The organism is Rhodococcus sp. IEGM 1372, from assembly GCF_030056835.1.
In the GTDB taxonomy this organism is placed as follows: Bacteria; Actinomycetota; Actinomycetes; order Mycobacteriales; family Mycobacteriaceae; genus Rhodococcoides.
The window spans coordinates 339,282-354,683 of the sequence record NZ_JASHKS010000003.1; the positions used below are offsets into that span (position 1 = coordinate 339,282).

15 protein-coding genes are annotated in these 15,402 nt (G+C 65.8%); all 15 read right to left on the reverse strand.

What is annotated here, in order from left to right; genetic code table 11:
* Positions 1-1,215, reverse strand: coding sequence for a methionine adenosyltransferase (gene metK, locus QM590_RS06025; RefSeq protein ID WP_037189390.1), 1,215 nt, complete (start codon positions 1,213-1,215; stop codon positions 1-3).
* A 181-nt stretch (positions 1,216-1,396) separates the two neighbouring features.
* Positions 1,397-2,674 carry a bifunctional phosphopantothenoylcysteine decarboxylase/phosphopantothenate--cysteine ligase CoaBC gene (gene coaBC / locus QM590_RS06030; RefSeq protein WP_502941866.1) on the reverse strand — a complete coding sequence of 426 codons (1,278 nt, stop codon included), beginning with the start codon at positions 2,672-2,674 and terminating at the stop codon, positions 1,397-1,399.
* A complete protein-coding gene (rpoZ, locus tag QM590_RS06035; RefSeq protein ID WP_032377808.1) occupies positions 2,671-2,976 on the reverse strand; it encodes a DNA-directed RNA polymerase subunit omega in 306 nt (101 codons plus the stop codon). Before rpoZ ends, coaBC begins: the two co-directional genes overlap by 4 nt.
* Positions 2,977-3,048: 72 nt before the next feature.
* Positions 3,049-3,660 (reverse strand): guanylate kinase, encoded by a 612-nt coding sequence (gene gmk / locus QM590_RS06040; protein ID WP_269594165.1) that lies wholly within the window; start codon positions 3,658-3,660, stop codon positions 3,049-3,051.
* A gap of 5 nt (positions 3,661-3,665) precedes the next feature.
* A complete protein-coding gene (gene mihF, locus QM590_RS06045; protein ID WP_008716579.1) occupies positions 3,666-3,986 on the reverse strand; it encodes an integration host factor, actinobacterial type in 321 nt (106 codons plus the stop codon).
* 209 nt (positions 3,987-4,195) lie between these two features.
* Positions 4,196-5,023 (reverse strand): orotidine-5'-phosphate decarboxylase, encoded by an 828-nt coding sequence (gene pyrF, locus QM590_RS06050; RefSeq protein WP_269594166.1) that lies wholly within the window; start codon positions 5,021-5,023, stop codon positions 4,196-4,198.
* A complete protein-coding gene (carB, locus tag QM590_RS06055) occupies positions 5,020-8,361 on the reverse strand; it encodes a carbamoyl-phosphate synthase large subunit (RefSeq protein WP_269594167.1) in 3,342 nt (1,113 codons plus the stop codon). The genes pyrF and carB overlap by 4 nt, the downstream gene beginning before the upstream one ends.
* On the reverse strand, positions 8,361-9,491 hold the full coding sequence (gene carA, locus QM590_RS06060) for a glutamine-hydrolyzing carbamoyl-phosphate synthase small subunit (protein ID WP_269594168.1): 1,131 nt from the start codon (positions 9,489-9,491) through the stop codon (positions 8,361-8,363). The genes carB and carA overlap by 1 nt, the downstream gene beginning before the upstream one ends.
* Complete coding sequence (locus QM590_RS06065) at positions 9,488-9,994, reverse strand: PH-like domain-containing protein (RefSeq protein WP_269594169.1); 507 nt, start codon at positions 9,992-9,994, stop codon at positions 9,488-9,490. The genes carA and QM590_RS06065 overlap by 4 nt, the downstream gene beginning before the upstream one ends.
* 4 nt (positions 9,995-9,998) lie before the next feature.
* Positions 9,999-11,333: a dihydroorotase gene (locus tag QM590_RS06070; protein ID WP_269594170.1), complete on the reverse strand. Its 1,335-nt coding sequence runs from the start codon at positions 11,331-11,333 to the stop codon at positions 9,999-10,001.
* Positions 11,330-12,310, reverse strand: a complete 981-nt coding sequence (locus QM590_RS06075) for an aspartate carbamoyltransferase catalytic subunit (protein WP_269594171.1) — start codon at positions 12,308-12,310, stop codon at positions 11,330-11,332. The genes QM590_RS06070 and QM590_RS06075 overlap by 4 nt, the downstream gene beginning before the upstream one ends.
* Positions 12,307-12,894, reverse strand: a complete 588-nt coding sequence (pyrR, locus tag QM590_RS06080; protein WP_094641904.1) for a bifunctional pyr operon transcriptional regulator/uracil phosphoribosyltransferase PyrR — start codon at positions 12,892-12,894, stop codon at positions 12,307-12,309. The genes QM590_RS06075 and pyrR overlap by 4 nt, the downstream gene beginning before the upstream one ends.
* 139 nt (positions 12,895-13,033) lie before the next feature.
* A complete protein-coding gene (gene nusB / locus QM590_RS06085) occupies positions 13,034-13,588 on the reverse strand; it encodes a transcription antitermination factor NusB (protein WP_149405846.1) in 555 nt (184 codons plus the stop codon).
* 1 nt (position 13,589) lies between these two features.
* Positions 13,590-14,153, reverse strand: coding sequence for an elongation factor P (gene efp, locus QM590_RS06090; RefSeq protein ID WP_027496978.1), 564 nt, complete (start codon positions 14,151-14,153; stop codon positions 13,590-13,592).
* Between the two features lie 76 nt (positions 14,154-14,229).
* A complete protein-coding gene (locus QM590_RS06095) occupies positions 14,230-15,333 on the reverse strand; it encodes a M24 family metallopeptidase (protein ID WP_269594172.1) in 1,104 nt (367 codons plus the stop codon).
* Positions 15,334-15,402: the final 69 nt, after the last annotated feature.

Consider the following 15,402-nt stretch of genomic DNA (forward strand, 5'->3'; position numbering starts at 1 on the left):
TCAGAGTCCGGCAGCCTCCCGGAGCTTGCCGGCGCGGTCGGTGGACTCCCACGGAAGATCGATGTCGGTGCGGCCGAAGTGACCGTACGCCGCGGTGGGCGCGTAGATCGGTCGCAGCAGGTCCAGATCACGAATGATGGCACCGGGACGCAGGTCGAACACCTCGCTGATCGCCGCCTGAATGCGCGCGGGATCGGTCTTCTCGGTGCCGAACGTCTCGACGAACAACCCGACCGGTGCCGCCTTGCCGATGGCGTACGCCACCTGGACCTCGATGCGATCGGCGAGACCGGCAGCAACAGCGTTCTTCGCGACCCAGCGCATCGCGTACGCAGCACTGCGGTCCACCTTGGACGGGTCCTTGCCGGAGAACGCACCGCCACCGTGCCGTGCCATGCCGCCGTAGGTGTCGACGATGATCTTGCGGCCGGTCAGTCCGGCGTCGCCCATCGGTCCACCGAGGACGAACTTTCCGGTGGGATTGACCAACAGACGCACGTTGGACGTGTCCAGTGTCGGCACGTCCAACTCGGCGAGCACCGAGCCCAGCACCTTCTCCCGAATGTCGGGGGTGAGCAGGTTGTCGAGATCGATGTCGGCTGCGTGCTGAGTCGAGATCACGACGGTGTCGAGGCGAACGGCATTGTCACCGTCGTATTCGATCGTCACCTGCGTCTTGCCGTCCGGACGCAGGTACGGCAGCACTCCGCTCTTGCGGACCTCGGTCAGTCGCCGAGAGAGCCGGTGCGCCAACGCGATCGGCAGCGGCATCAGCTCGGGGGTGTCGGTGTTGGCGTAGCCGAACATCAACCCCTGATCCCCCGCGCCCTGACGGTCGATCTCGTCGTCGGACAGTCCCTCGACTCGGGCCTCGTGCGAGTGATCGACGCCCTGAGCGATCTCGGGAGACTGCGCGCCGATCGCGACGTTGACACCGCACGAATTTCCGTCGAACCCCTTGGCCGACGAGTCGTACCCGATCTCGAGCACCTTCTCGCGCACGATCTTGGGGATGTCGGCGTATGCGGTGGTGTTGACCTCACCCGCGACATGCACCTGGCCGGTCGTGACCAGAGTCTCCACGGCCACACGGGCACGCGGATCCTCCGTCAGCAGAGCATCGAGAATGGAATCGCTGATGGCGTCACAGATCTTGTCGGGGTGACCCTCTGTGACGGACTCGCTGGTGAAAAGCCGACTACCGGACTTGCTCACGGACTTCCTCTCGACGCATGTTCCTGCCCGACCCGACGCCTCGCGCCGGTCGGGCACTCCACGAAAATTGACGTTCCTTCGGTGTTATCGCCCCTGCCGGAGCCGCGCAAACCTCTACGGCACTACACGTGGTGCCCAGCACGGTAGCCGGTACGACATCGATCGTGCACTCTCGGCATCGTCACGAATTCGACCTCGGTCGAGTACTCCGCGCATCGAGCATCTGCGCCACAGAATCCAGCACGCGGCTCGCGAGGAGTGCTTTCGAGCCCTCGCCGAGCGCCGCTTCGGAACCGTCGGAACCGAGCAGCCAGCCGTCGTTGTGGTCGACCTCGAACGCCTTGCCGTCCCCGACGGCGTTGACCACGAGCAGGTCGCAGCCCTTGCGTTCGAGCTTGGCCCGCGCGTACGTCAGCACGTCTCCGTTCGCGTCCCCGGTCTCGGCGGCGAATCCGACGATGACCGTCGACGGTTCGAGCTCACCGTCGCGGCGAGCCGATACGAGGCCGGCGAGTATGTCGTCGTTGCGGACCAGCGGGATCGACGACGGTTCGTCGGCCCCCTTCTTGATCTTGCTGCCCGCGATGGATTCGGGGCGGAAGTCGGCGACCGCGGCCGCCATCACCACGGCGTCGACACCGACGGCAAGTTTGCGAACGGCCTCCTGCATGTCCGACGCCGTCTTGACGTGCACCACCTCGACCGCGGCCGGGGCGTCGAGGTCGCTGGTGTACCCGGCGACCAACGTCACCTGGGCTCCGCGTTGCGCTGCCACTCGCGCAAGCGCATATCCCTGCTTGCCCGAGCTTCGGTTGCCCAGAAAACGAACCGGATCGAGAGGCTCGCGAGTGCCCCCGGCAGAGACCAGAACACGGCGTCCTTCGAGATCTCGAGGGAGCGCATCCCCTCGCTCGGTCACCAGCATGGAGAGCGCGAAGATCTCGTCCGGCTCCGGTAGCCGACCCGACCCGGTGTCTCGCCCGGTCAGACGCCCCGATGCCGGTTCGATCACGTGTGTTCCGCGAGAACGAAGGGTCCCGACGTTGGCGACCGTCGCGGGGTGCTCCCACATCTCGGTGTGCATCGCCGGGGCCAGGACCACCGGGCACCGCGCCGTGAGCAGGGTGGCCGTCAGAAGATCGTCCGCACGTCCCCCGGCGATGCGGGCCATGAGGTCCGCGGTGGCGGGGGCGACGACGACGAGGTCTGCCTCCTGACCCAGTCGCACATGCGGGACCTCTGGCACGTCCGCGAAGACGCCGGTGTGTACCGGTTGGCCGGACAACGCCTCGAATGTCGCGCGCCCGACGAACTCCAGGGCGGATGCGGTCGGGATCACCCGGACCTGGTGCCCGCTCTCGGTGAAACTGCGGATGAGCGAACAACTCTTGTAGGCGGCGATACCTCCGCCGACTCCGACGACAACGTGCAAGTCAGATGTCCTCTGTGAGGTTCTTATTCGCCTTCGGTGTGCTCGAGCAGGTCTGCGTGGATCTCGCGGAGAGCGATCGACAGCGGCTTCTCCTGCAGACCCGGCTCGACCAGCGGTCCCACGTACTCGAGGATGCCGTCACCGAGCTGGTTGTAGTAGTCGTTGATCTGGCGGGCACGCTTGGCTGCGTAGATCACGAGGGCGTACTTGGACGAGGTGCGGGCGAGCAGCTCGTCGATGGGCGGATTGGTGATGCCGAGCGGCGTGTCGTAGGCCGGCAGAGCGCTGCGTCCGTCGAAGTCGGAAACGGCCGCTGAAATGCTGCTCACTGATGATCTCCTGAAATTGCATCGTTGGTGCTACGAACTAGCTGGTCGGGGCCTCGTGCGCCGTGAAAATGGTCAGCTGTTGCCGACCGACGACCTACCGACCAACAAGGATACCAACTGTTCGCACGAATGGTCGACATCGGTATTGACAACCACCGTGTCGAACTCGTCCTGTGCGGCCAGTTCCACCCGTGCGGTCTCCAATCTCCGGGCGGTGGCCGCGCTCTCCTCGGTCGCGCGCCCGACCAGACGAGAGACGAGGTCGTCCCACGTCGGTGGAGCCATGAACACCAGCATCGCCTCGGGCTTGGACACCCGCACGGCACGGGCACCGGCCAGATCGAGCTCGAGCAACACTGGGCTACCCGCCTCCAGCGCGGCCTCCACCGGTGCGGCCGGAGTCCCCGACCGCTGCAGACCTCCGTGAATGCTCGCCCACTCGAGCAACTCGTCGTCGGCGATCATCCGATCGAACTCATCGGCCGACACGAAGTGGTAATCCTGACCGTCCACCTCACCGGGCCGCGGTGCTCGCGTCGTGACCGACACGCTGAACACCAACTCGGGCAGCGCAGCACGCACGAGCCGAACGACACTGGACTTGCCGACGCCGGAGGGGCCGGACAACACCACCAACCGGCCGCGCTCGATCTCCGGGACCGATGTCGCCGCAGTGTCACTCACCGTCGTCAGGCCTCGAAATCGAACTTCGTCAACAGCGCCTTGCGCTGCCGATCTCCGAGACCGCGCAGTCGACGGGTGGGCGCGATCTCCAATTCCGTCATCAGCTCCGCGGCCTTGACCTTGCCCACCTTCGGCAGGGCCTCGAGCAACGCGGAGACCTTCATCTTTCCGAGAATCTCGTCCGTCTCGGCATCTGTGAGCACCTGCTTGAGATCGGTGCCGCCGCGCTTGAGGCGCTCCTTGAGCTCGGCGCGCGCCTTCCTGGCGATCGCTGCCTTCTCGAGGGCAGCGGCACGCTGCTCGGGCGTCAACTGGGGAAGGGCCACTGTCGGTTCCTCCGTCTTCTCGTTCTGGGCGATACGACGTGCACGATCACTGTCGGCACGTCGACCATCGATGTTCCACTGCCACGGACGACGTTCATCGGCGCTCCGCACCGGCGATCCGCACTGTTCGTCGGCAGCGCTAGCGACCGTACCGACGACTGCCGCTCACCGCTAACCCGCCCCCGAATGCCGGAGCGCGGCAGCGTCGACTATGCGAGACCGGCTTCGATCTCGTCGCGCAACCGCGTCGCTGCGTCGCGCAATGCCGTCACCGACGGGCCTGCCGCCAGGACACCCCGAGAGGAGTTGGGAAGCAACAGCTCACGCGAATCGCGGAAGATCTCCGCAAGATCTGCAACCGTTGCTCCCTGCGCTCCCAGACCCGGCGCGAGGATGGGTCCGGTGTAGTTCGACAGGTCGAGACCGTGATCACGAGTGGCACCGACGACCAAGCCCACCGTGTCGGCGTCGACGCGGTTGCGCTTCCCCGCCGCGTCGACGATCGACTGAGCCACCGACTCGCCGTCCGAGGTCGCCGCCTGCTGCAGGGCCGAGCCCTCCGCATTCGAGGTCCGAGCCAGCACGAACAGACCGCGCCGGTGTCGCACCGCTCGATCGACGGTATCCCCCAGTGAATCGAAGCCCAGGTACGGCGACACCGTCACTGCATCCGAGGACAACGGAGAATCGGGTTCCAGCCAGGCCTGCGCGTACGCATCCATCGTGGTTCCGATGTCGCCGCGCTTCGCATCGGAGATCACCAGGGTGCCCGCATCCCGAAGAACACTCACAGTGCGTTCGAGCACCGCATACCCGGCAGATCCGTACGCCTCGAAGAACGCCACCTGAGGCTTGACGATGGCCACCTCGCCGACGTACGCCTCGACGCACAGCTCGGCGAACACCTCGAGACCGTCCGCCGAGCGAGGCAGGTCCCACGCCGCGAGCAGCGCCGGGTGCGGATCGATTCCGACGCACAGTCGACCACGGGCCGCAACCGCGGCGCGCAACCGATCCGACCAGGTGTGATGGCTCACTCCACTCCCAGCCCCTGCTTCAGACCGGCGTGCAGGTCCTGCAACGAGCGAACACCGATTCCTCCGGCGATGCCGGCTTCGATGCCCTGCACCGCTGCCGATGCACCCTGCACCGTGGTGATGCACGGAATGTTCTGCGCCACTGCCGCGCTGCGGATCTCGTACCCGTCGACGCGGGGGCCGGAGTTGCCGTACGGGGTGTTGATCACCATGGCGATGTCACCGGCGAGAATCCGGTCGACGATGGTCCGCTCCCCTGCGGGCACGTCCTCACCGGACTGCTTGTAGACCTGCTCGCATTTGATTCCGTTGCGCCGCAACACATCTGCGGTTCCTTCGGTCGCCAAGATCGTGAAGCCCAGATCCGCCAGTCGCTTCACCGGGAAGATCAGTGATCGCTTGTCCTTGTTGGCCACCGATACGAACACCGCGCCACCCGCAGGCAACGAGCCGTACGCGGCAGTCTGACTCTTGGCGAACGCGGTACCGAAATCGAAGTCGATTCCCATCACCTCACCGGTGGACTTCATCTCCGGGCTCAGCAAGGTGTCCACTCCGGTCCCGTCCGCGCGGCGGAACCGGTTGAAGGGCAACACCGCTTCCTTGACGGCGATCGGGGATCCGGCCGGGACGGTGCCACCGTCTCCGGTCTCGGGCAGGATTCCCGCGGTCCGGAGTTCGGCGATGCTCTCCCCGAGCATGACGCGAGCGCAGGCCTTCGCGAGCTGCACTGCCGTCGCCTTGGACACGAACGGAACCGTGCGGCTCGCGCGAGGATTGGCTTCGAGGACGTACAGGATGTCGTCCTTGAGTGCGTACTGCACGTTGAGCAGACCGCGTACGCCGATGCCCTTCGCGAGCGCCTCGGTGGACCGTCGGACGTTCTCGATGTCGGTCTTGCCCAGCGTGATCGGCGGCAACGCACAGGCCGAGTCGCCGGAGTGGATACCGGCCTCCTCGATGTGTTCCATGATGCCGCCGATGTAGACCTCGGTGCCGTCGCACAGTGCGTCGACGTCGATTTCGACTGCGTCTTCGAGGAACCGGTCGACCAGCACCGGACGGTCGTCCGAGATCTCCGTCGCGTTGGAGATGTACGTGGCCAGCGATGCCTCGTCGTACACGATCTCCATGCCGCGTCCGCCGAGCACGTAGGACGGGCGCACCAGCACCGGGTAACCGATTCCGGCGGCGATCTCACGGGCTCCGTCGAACGTCGTTGCTGTGCCGTACTTCGCTGCCGGCAATCCGGCTGCGTCGAGCACCTTGCCGAACTCGCCCCGGTCCTCGGCGAGATCGATGGCCTCGGGCGACGTTCCGACGATCGGGACACCCGCGGCCTTCAGTCGCTTGGCCAGTCCGAGCGGGGTCTGACCGCCGAGCTGGACGATGACGCCCCGCACCGTGCCCGACGCGGCCTCGGCCCGGTACACCTCGAGGACGTCCTCGAAGGTCAGTGGCTCGAAGTACAGGCGGTCGGCGGTGTCGTAGTCGGTGGAGACGGTTTCCGGGTTGCAGTTGACCATCACCGTCTCGTACCCGGCCTCAGACAGTGTCTGCGCCGCGTGCACACAGCTGTAGTCGAATTCGATGCCCTGACCGATGCGGTTGGGACCCGAGCCCAGGATGAGCACCTTGGGGCGGTCCGGCTGCGGGGCCACCTCGGATTCGGCGTCGGGGTCGAGTTCGTAGGTGCCGTAGTGGTAAGGCGTCTTGGCCTCGAACTCTGCGGCGCAGGTGTCGACCGTCTTGTAGACCGGATGCACACCGAGCTCGGTACGCAGCGCACGCACACCGTCCTCACCGCCGAGTTCGGGACGCAGAGCGGCGATCTGGCGGTCGGACAGTCCGTGGTACTTCGCCTGACGCAGCAGCGCCTCGTCGAATTCGGCCGCCTCGCGGACCTGGACGCCGAGTTCGTGGATCTGCTGGAACTGATCGAGGAACCAGGGGTCGATCTTGGTGGCCTCGAAGAGCTGCTCGAGGGTGGCGCCCATCGCGAAGGCCTTCTCGATCCCGTACATCCGACCGTCCTGAGGAACGGACAGGTCCTTCAGCAGAGCGTCGAGGCTCTCGGCCTCGACCTCGGGGCCGGTCCAGTACCCCGCGCGCTTGGTTTCGAGCGAGCGCATCACCTTGCCGAATGCCTCGGTGAAGTTGCGGCCGATGGACATCGCCTCACCGACGGACTTCATCGTCGTGGTCAGCGTGCCGTCGGCACCGGGGAACTTCTCGAACGCGAACCGCGGTGCCTTGACGACCACGTAGTCCAGGGTCGGCTCGAAGCAGGCCGGGGTCTCGCGGGTGATGTCGTTGACGATCTCGTCGAGGGTGTAGCCGATGGCCAGCTTGGCGGCCATCTTCGCGATCGGGTAACCGGTTGCCTTCGATGCCAGTGCCGACGAGCGCGACACGCGGGGGTTCATCTCGATGACGACGAGGCGGCCGTCCGCAGGATCCATCGCGAACTGGATGTTGCAGCCACCGGTGTCGACGCCCACCTCACGCAGGATGTCGATGGAGAGGTCGCGCATCTTCTGGTACTCGCGGTCGGTCAGCGTCATGGCCGGGGCGACGGTCACCGAGTCGCCGGTGTGCACGCCAACTGGGTCCACGTTCTCGATGGAGCACACGATGACCACATTGTCGCGGCCGTCGCGCATGAGCTCGAGCTCGTATTCCTTCCAGCCGAGGATGGACTCCTCGATGAGGACGTTCGCCGTGGGCGAGGCGGCCAGCCCGCCGCCGGCGATCCGGGTCAGATCCTCGTCGTTGTATGCCAGTCCCGAACCCAGACCACCCATCGTGAACGACGGCCGGACGACAACCGGGAAGCCGAGCTCGGCAACGGTCGCACGGACCTCGTCCATCGTGTAGCAGACGGCCGACTTGGCGGATTCGCCACCGACCTTGGCCACGATGTCCTTGAACTTCTGGCGATCCTCGCCGCGCTGGATGGCGTCGAAGTCGGCACCGATCAGCTCGACGCCGTACTTGGTGAGAATGCCCTGATCGTGCAGTGCGACAGCGGCATTGAGTGCTGTCTGCCCACCGAGCGTGGCGAGCACGGCCTGGATGGGGTGACCCTGATCGGCCTCGCGGGCGAAGATCTTCTCGATGAATTCCGCGGTGATCGGCTCGACGTAGGTGGCGTCGGCGAACTCGGGGTCGGTCATGATCGTCGCGGGGTTGGAGTTGACGAGGCTGACGCGCAGTCCCTCCTCGCGCAGCACTCGGCAGGCCTGGGTGCCGGAGTAGTCGAACTCACAGGCCTGACCGATGACGATCGGGCCGGATCCGATGACCAGGACGTGGTTCAGGTCTGTGCGGCGTGGCATTACTTCTTCTCCTGAAGGACGCTGGTGAAACGGTCGAAGAGGTAGGCGGCGTCGTGTGGACCGGCCGCGGCCTCGGGGTGGTACTGCACGGAGAAGGCGCTTCCACTGATCAGTTCGACGCCTTCGACGGTGCCGTCGTTGGCGCAGGTGTGGCTGATCCGGGCGCGGCCGAAGTCGGTGTCGAACTCCTCGCCCGCTTCGCCCTCGAGTGCGAATCCGTGGTTCTGCGCGGTGATCGCGATGCGTCCGGTGGTGTGCTCGATGACCGGGATGTTGATGCCGCGGTGTCCGAACTTCATCTTGTAGGTGCCACGGCCCAGTGCCCGCCCGAAGATCTGATTTCCGAAGCAGATACCGAACAGCGGCAGCTCACGTTCGAGTACCTGCCTGGTCAACGCGACGCTGGTGTCCGCCGTGGCCGGGTCGCCCGGTCCGTTGGAGAGGAAGACACCGTCCGGGTTCAGTTCCAGAACCTGCTCGATGGTGGTGTTCGACGGCACCACGTGCACGCGGATACCGCGCTCGGCGAACATCCGCGGAGTGTTGGTCTTGATACCGAGATCGACTGCGACGACGGTGAACCGAGCATCACCGGACGGCTCGATGGTGTAGCCGGCTCCGGTGGTCACTTCACCGGCGAGGTCGGCACCGAGCATGGACGGCTGACCGACCACCTGCTCTAGCATCTCCTCCGAGGTGCCGAGCGCGTCGCCGGAGAACACTCCCGCTCGCATCGAGCCGCGGGTGCGCAGGTGCCGTACCAGGGCGCGTGTGTCGATTCCGGCGATGCCCACCACGTTCTGGGCCTCGAGCTGATCCTGCAGAGTTCCGGTCGAGCGCCAACTCGAGGTGCGGCGCGCCGGATCTCGCACGACGTAGCCGGCGACCCAGATCTTGTTCGGATCCTGGGCGCTGGCGGCTTCACCGTCCTCTTGGTTCCAGCCGGTGTTACCGATCTGCGGCGCGGTCGCGACGACGATCTGTCGGTGATAGCTCGGGTCGGTGAGGGTCTCCTGGTACCCGGTCATTCCGGTGCAGAACACGGCCTCCCCGAGGGTGCGCCCCTGTGCGCCGAAAGTGGTGCCGCGGAATGTCCGGCCGTCCTCCAGAACAAGAACTGCGCTGCTCACGCGGTTTCCTCCTTGGTTTCTCCGGTGGAACTCGCTGTCCACACCGGGTAGATCTGCTTGTCGTCGGCCCGGAAGCCGGTGTCTATCTCGGTCCCCGTCGGGAGCTCCCAGCGAATGACCAGGAGCCCGTCCTTGGTCATGACCTTGCCCGCCAACCCGCGTTCGGTGCGAATCGCGCGGATCGATTCCGCCGGAATCCAGATGGGAGATTCACCGTCTCGATCGAGCAGAATGCCCTTCTCGTATCGCGACAGTTCACCGGTGGCGCGGTGGCCGATGTCGCCGACGGCGATGCGGTCCTGCCAGCTCGGCGCGATGGTGCTGCCGACGTACAGGCCGGTGCTGGGCTCGATGTGAGTGGCACCCAGGTTCTCGGGCACGGCGGGGAAGTCACCGATTCGCTCTTCCTGGCGCTTCTGCCGTCCTCGCCAACCCCAGAAGATCAGCGCGATCATCAGCGCCCAGAACAGGATGAACCCGATGACGATGAGAACTCTGTCCACGGCTCTACTCCCCTGCCCTGTTCGCCACTGAACCTCTGTTTGCTACTGCGCCGTCGCGGACGGTGATTCGTCCGCGCAACACGGTCGTGGTCACCCTCGAGGAGAAGGTCATGTCCTCGAACGGCGTGTTGTGCGCGACGCTGGCCAGCTTCTTGCCCGAGACGGTCCAACTCGCATTCGGGTCCACCAGCGTGAGGTTGGCGATCTCGCCGACCTCGATGGGCCGTCCCTGATCGGCCAATCCGACGATCTGGGCGGGACGCTCGCTCATCACCCGCGCCACGCCGCGCCAATCGAGCAGTCCAGGAGTCACCATCGTGTCGACGACGATGGACAGTGCGGTTTCCAGCCCGAGCATCCCGGGACGGGCTATCGAGAACTCACAGCACTTGTCCTGTTCGGCATGCGGAGCATGATCGGTTGCCACACAATCGATCACACCGTCCGCGAGCCCTCGACGGAGGGCGTCGACATCGGACTTCTCGCGCAGTGGTGGATTCACTTTGTTGATCGCGTCGTACGTTTCCAGACGCGAATCGTCCAGCAACAGATGATGCGGGGTGACCTCGGCAGTGATCGAAATGCCCTGTCCACGAGCCCACTTCATCAACTCGACGGTGCCCGCGGTGGACGCATGGCAGATGTGCACCCGTGCACCCGCGTCTCGGGCGAGCAGGGCGTCGCGAGCGACGATCGATTCCTCGGCCGCGCGTGGCCAACCGGCCAGTCCGAGCCGCGCCGCGGTGGGCCCCTCGTGTGCGACGGCACCGACGGTGAGCCTGGGCTCCTCGGCGTGCTGAGCGATGAGAACACCGAGCGAACTGGAATACTCCAACGCCCGACGCATGATCAGTGGATCGTCGACGCAGTGGCCGTCGTCCGAGAACATCTTCACCCGGCCGATTCCCGCTGCCATCGTGGCCATCTCGGCGAGCTGCTTGCCCTTCAGACCGACGGTGATCGCACCGACCGGGTGGACGTCGACGAGGCCGACTTCCTGTCCCCGACGCCAGACGTGATCGGTGACCACCACCGAGTCGGCAACCGGATCGGTGTTCGCCATCGCGAACACCGCGGTGTAGCCGCCGAGAGCCGCTGCTGCCGAACCGGATTCGATCGTTTCGGTGTCCTCGCGGCCGGGCTCGCGCAGGTGCGTGTGCATGTCGACGAATCCGGGCAGCAGAATCTGGCCGCGGGCATCGACCACTTCGGCACCGTCGGCGTCGAGGTCCGAACCGATTCCGGCGATCTCTTCGCCGGTGATCAGAACGTCGGTTTCGGGGCCCTCGCCGAACAGCAGCACGCCGCGGAGTAGGACGGAGGTCGCAGGTGCGTTCACGACGCACCCCCGTCCGAACCGACCAGCAATCGGAACAGCACCGCCATCCGCACGTGAACTCCATTCGTAACCTGTTGCAGGACTGCAGTTTTCGGAGAATCGGCCACCGAGGACGCGATCTCCATACCGCGAAGCATCGGGCCCGGGTGCAGGACGACGGCGTGCTCGGGCAGCAGGTCGAGCCGGCGCTGCGAGAGCCCGTATGTGATCGAGTACTCACGAGCGGAGGGGAAGAACCCGCCGTTCATTCGCTCGGCCTGCACTCTGAGCATCAGCACCGCGTCCAGACCGGGCAGTTCGGCGTCGATGTCGTGCGAGACCCGCACCGGCCAGCCGGTCACTCCGACGGGCAGCAGGGTCGGTGGTGCGATCAGCACCACCTCGGCACCGAGCTTGGCCAGCAGGATCGCATTCGAGCGCGCCACCCGGCTGTGCAGGATGTCGCCGACGATCGCCACCCGACGGCCGGCGATGTCGCCGAGTCGTTGCCGAACCGTCAAGGCGTCGAGCAGGGCCTGGGTGGGGTGTTCGTGCGTACCGTCGCCGGCATTGATCACCGCAGGACCCCCTCCAGGAGTGGAGCCCGCGGAACCACCGTCGAGGCCGGCTCCTTGATCGGCGGTCCACTGGGCGATCTGGTGTGCAGCACCCGATGCCGGGTGTCGGACGATGAGGGCGTCGGCACCGGCAGCGCGCAACGTCATCGCGGTGTCGCGGAGCGACTCCCCCTTCGACACCGACGAGCTGCTGGCGCTGACGTTGATGACATCGGCGCTCATCCACTTGCCTGCGACCTCGAACGAGACGCGGGTGCGCGTCGAGTTCTCGAAGAACACCGTCATGATGGTGCGTCCGCGCAGTGTCGGTAGTTTCTTGACCTCGCGGCCGAGAAGCGCCTGCTCGAATCGTTCGGCTTCGTCGAGTATCTCGGTGGCCGATTCGGCCGTCAGGTCGGCGACCGAGAGCAAGTGCTTCATCGAGCGGATCCTCCCTCGGACAGGCTGACGCCGTCGCGGCCGTCGTGTTCGGAGAGCAGCACCGACACGTCCTCGGTGCGCGCTGTGGGGACGTTCTTGCCGACGTAGTCCGCACGAAGCGGAAGTTCGCGATGGCCGCGGTCTATGAGGACCGCCAGCTGCACCGCACGGGGGCGACCGAGGTCACGCAGTGCGTCGAGCGCGGACCGTACGGTTCGCCCGGAGAACAGTACGTCGTCGACGAGTACGACCAGTGCGTCGTCGACGCCGCCTGTGGGCACCGAGGTGCGCTCGAGTGGTCGGTGCGGCTTGTTCCGTAGATCGTCGCGGTAGAGAGTGATGTCGAGGGACCCGAGCGGAGGCCGCACGCCCGAAAATGCCTCGATACGTTCTGCGAGTCGTTCTGCCAGCGTGGTCCCACGCGTGGGGATACCCAGTAGCACCACCCGCGGCGAGTCCGCGGCGTCGAGGGCCGTCTTCTCGATGATCTGATGGGCCATGCGGGAGATGGTGCGTCCCACATCGGCCGAGGACAGCAATTCGCGAACGGCGGGGTTCGCGGACGAGCTTTCGGGCGCAGGCAAACTACGACCTCCTTCTCCGCCTCTCTGGACGGATCGTTAAAGGATGTCTGACAAGAACTGCGTAGAGCCTAGCAACGCTCTGCGAACCGAGACCAGCAGGCTCGCAGAGCGTTCGGTCACACGTGCGTCGACCGTGCGCTCACTGCTCGGCGTCGACCGACGCTTCACCGGACGCATCGGACTGCGTACGACTCGAGACGGCCGCGGCCGCGGCGCGTACCTGGGGCGCGACCAGGACGATCTGACCCAGCACGCCGTTGACGAAGCCGGGCGAATCGTCGGTGGACAGCTGTTTGGCCAGCTCGACGGCTTCGTCGACGGCGACGACCGGTGGGACGTCGGTGGCGTGGAACAACTCCCACACCGCAACGCGCAGGATGGCCCTGTCCACTGCAGGCAGACGAGTGAGCGTCCAGTCCTTGAGGTGATCGGCGATCACGCCGTCGAGGCGATCGAGATTCTCGGCTACGCCCTCGACCAAGGTCGAGGTGTATTCACTGACGGGAGCAATCGTGTCGTCGCCGCGTGCGAGTTCGATGCGCTCGGTGGTCAGGTTCACCGGGTCGACGTTGCGCGCCTCCGCCTCGAACAAGAAATCCACCGCCCGCTTGCGGGCCTTGTGACGCGCACCCAGCTTCTTCGCACCGGGAGCACCGTTCTGCGAGGCGGAGGATGTCGACTTCTTCGATGACACGTTAGGAGTTCACACGCCCGAGGTAGTTTCCGTCACGTGAGTCGACCTTGAGCTTGTCGCCGGTGTTGATGAACAGCGGCACCGAGATCTCGGCTCCGGTCTCGAGGGTCGCCGGCTTGGTGCCGCCGGTGGAGCGATCGCCCTGCAGGCCGGGATCGGTGTGCTTGACCTCGAGCTCGACGGTGACGGGGAGCTCGACGTACAGCGGAACGCCCTCGTGCATGGCGACCTGAACGCGCAGGTTCTCGAGCAGGAAGCGTGCGCCGTCACCGACGGTGGCCTCACCGATCGAGAGCTGGTCGTATGTGTCGGCGTCCATGAACACGTAGTCGCTGCCGTCGTGGTAGAGGTACGTCATGTCGCGGCGGTCGACCGTTGCGGTCTCGACCTTCACACCGGCGTTGAACGTCTTGTCGACGACCTTGCCCGAGAGCACGTTCTTGAGCTTGGTCCGCACGAATGCGGGTCCCTTACCGGGCTTGACGTGCTGGAATTCGATGATCGACCACAGCTGGTTCTCCAGGTTGAGAACCAGTCCGTTCTTGAAATCGCTGGTGGAAGCCACTTGCTTCGCGTCTCCTCAATCGTTTGTGCGCGTGACGCGCCGTCGGTCACGTGCGGGATTCGCTCCCGCCCGTGCGCTAGACGGACGTGAGTTCCTTGCTTGTCAGGGTGAGCAGTTCCGGACCCCCGTCGCGAACGACGAGTGTGTCCTCGATCCGAACGCCGCCGCGACCGGAGAAGTAGACACCCGGCTCGACGGTGACCGCTGCACCGCTCAGCAGTGTACCGGTGCTCGTCTTCGCGATTCCCGGCGCTTCGTGGATTTCCAGGCCGACGCCATGGCCGAGCCCGTGGAGGAAGTACTCCCCGTACCCTGCGTCCTCGATCACCGAGCGTGACGCGGCGTCGACCGAGGCGGTGGTCACTCCCGGTGCCAGGGCTTCGCGACCGGCAGTCTGCGACCGCTGCACCAGCTCGTACAGATCGCGCTGCCACTGCGCGGGAGTGCCGATGACGAAGGTTCGAGTCATGTCCGAGTGGTAGCCGCCGACGAGTGCACCGAAGTCGAGCTTGACGAAGTCGCCGTCGGCCAACACCGCATCGGTGGGCCGGTGGTGCGGGACCGCCGAGTTGGCACCCGCCGCAACGATGGTCTCGAACGAGATGGCATCGGCACCGTGGTCGAGCATCGCCGATTCCAGCTCGCGGGCGACCTCACGCTCGGTCCGGCCTGCCCGGATACCGCCCCCATCGATCAATCGAGCCAGGGCCTCGTCGGCGGCGCGGTAGGCGTCCCGGAGCAACCCCACCTCGAACTCGTCCTTGACCATGCGCAACGACTCCACGACACCCGGTGCACGCACCAACTCCGCAGCACCGTCGAGCTCGGACCACGCGCGATGGGCGTCGACGGTCACCACATGACTCTCGAAACCGATCCGGCCGCCGCTACCCGACACGCCCGATCGAAGCAGGTGTATCGCCGACGCCCGGTCGATCTCGGCCCGAAGATCCGGCACCTGCTCGGCCACCTGGGTGACGTACCGACCGTCTGTGCAGATGACCGTCCGATCCTCGTCACCGGCCGAATCGGCCACCGAGACCAGTAGCGCGGCGTTGGACCCGGTGAATCCAGTCAGATATCGCACGTTGAGAAGATCGGTGATCAGCATCGAATCGAGTCCGTCGGCGGCCAACAGTTCTCGTAGGGCACCACGACGGGCACCGAAATCGGCAGGCATGAGCCCGACATTACCGGTCGCCCCACAGGCTCCCCCTCCCTCGACCGGCTCGTCGAACTTGTGGGCCCC

Bases quoted from the DNA above. Each gene is read 5' to 3' on its own strand.
- QM590_RS06095 (WP_269594172.1), bottom strand. From the start codon at position 15,333: ATGCCTGCCGATTTCGGTGCCCGTCGTGGTGCCCTACGAGAACTGTTG.
- QM590_RS06075 (WP_269594171.1), bottom strand. From the start codon at position 12,310: ATGAAGCACTTGCTCTCGGTCGCCGACCTGACGGCCGAATCGGCCACC.
- carB (WP_269594167.1), bottom strand. From the start codon at position 8,361: ATGCCACGCCGCACAGACCTGAACCACGTCCTGGTCATCGGATCCGGC.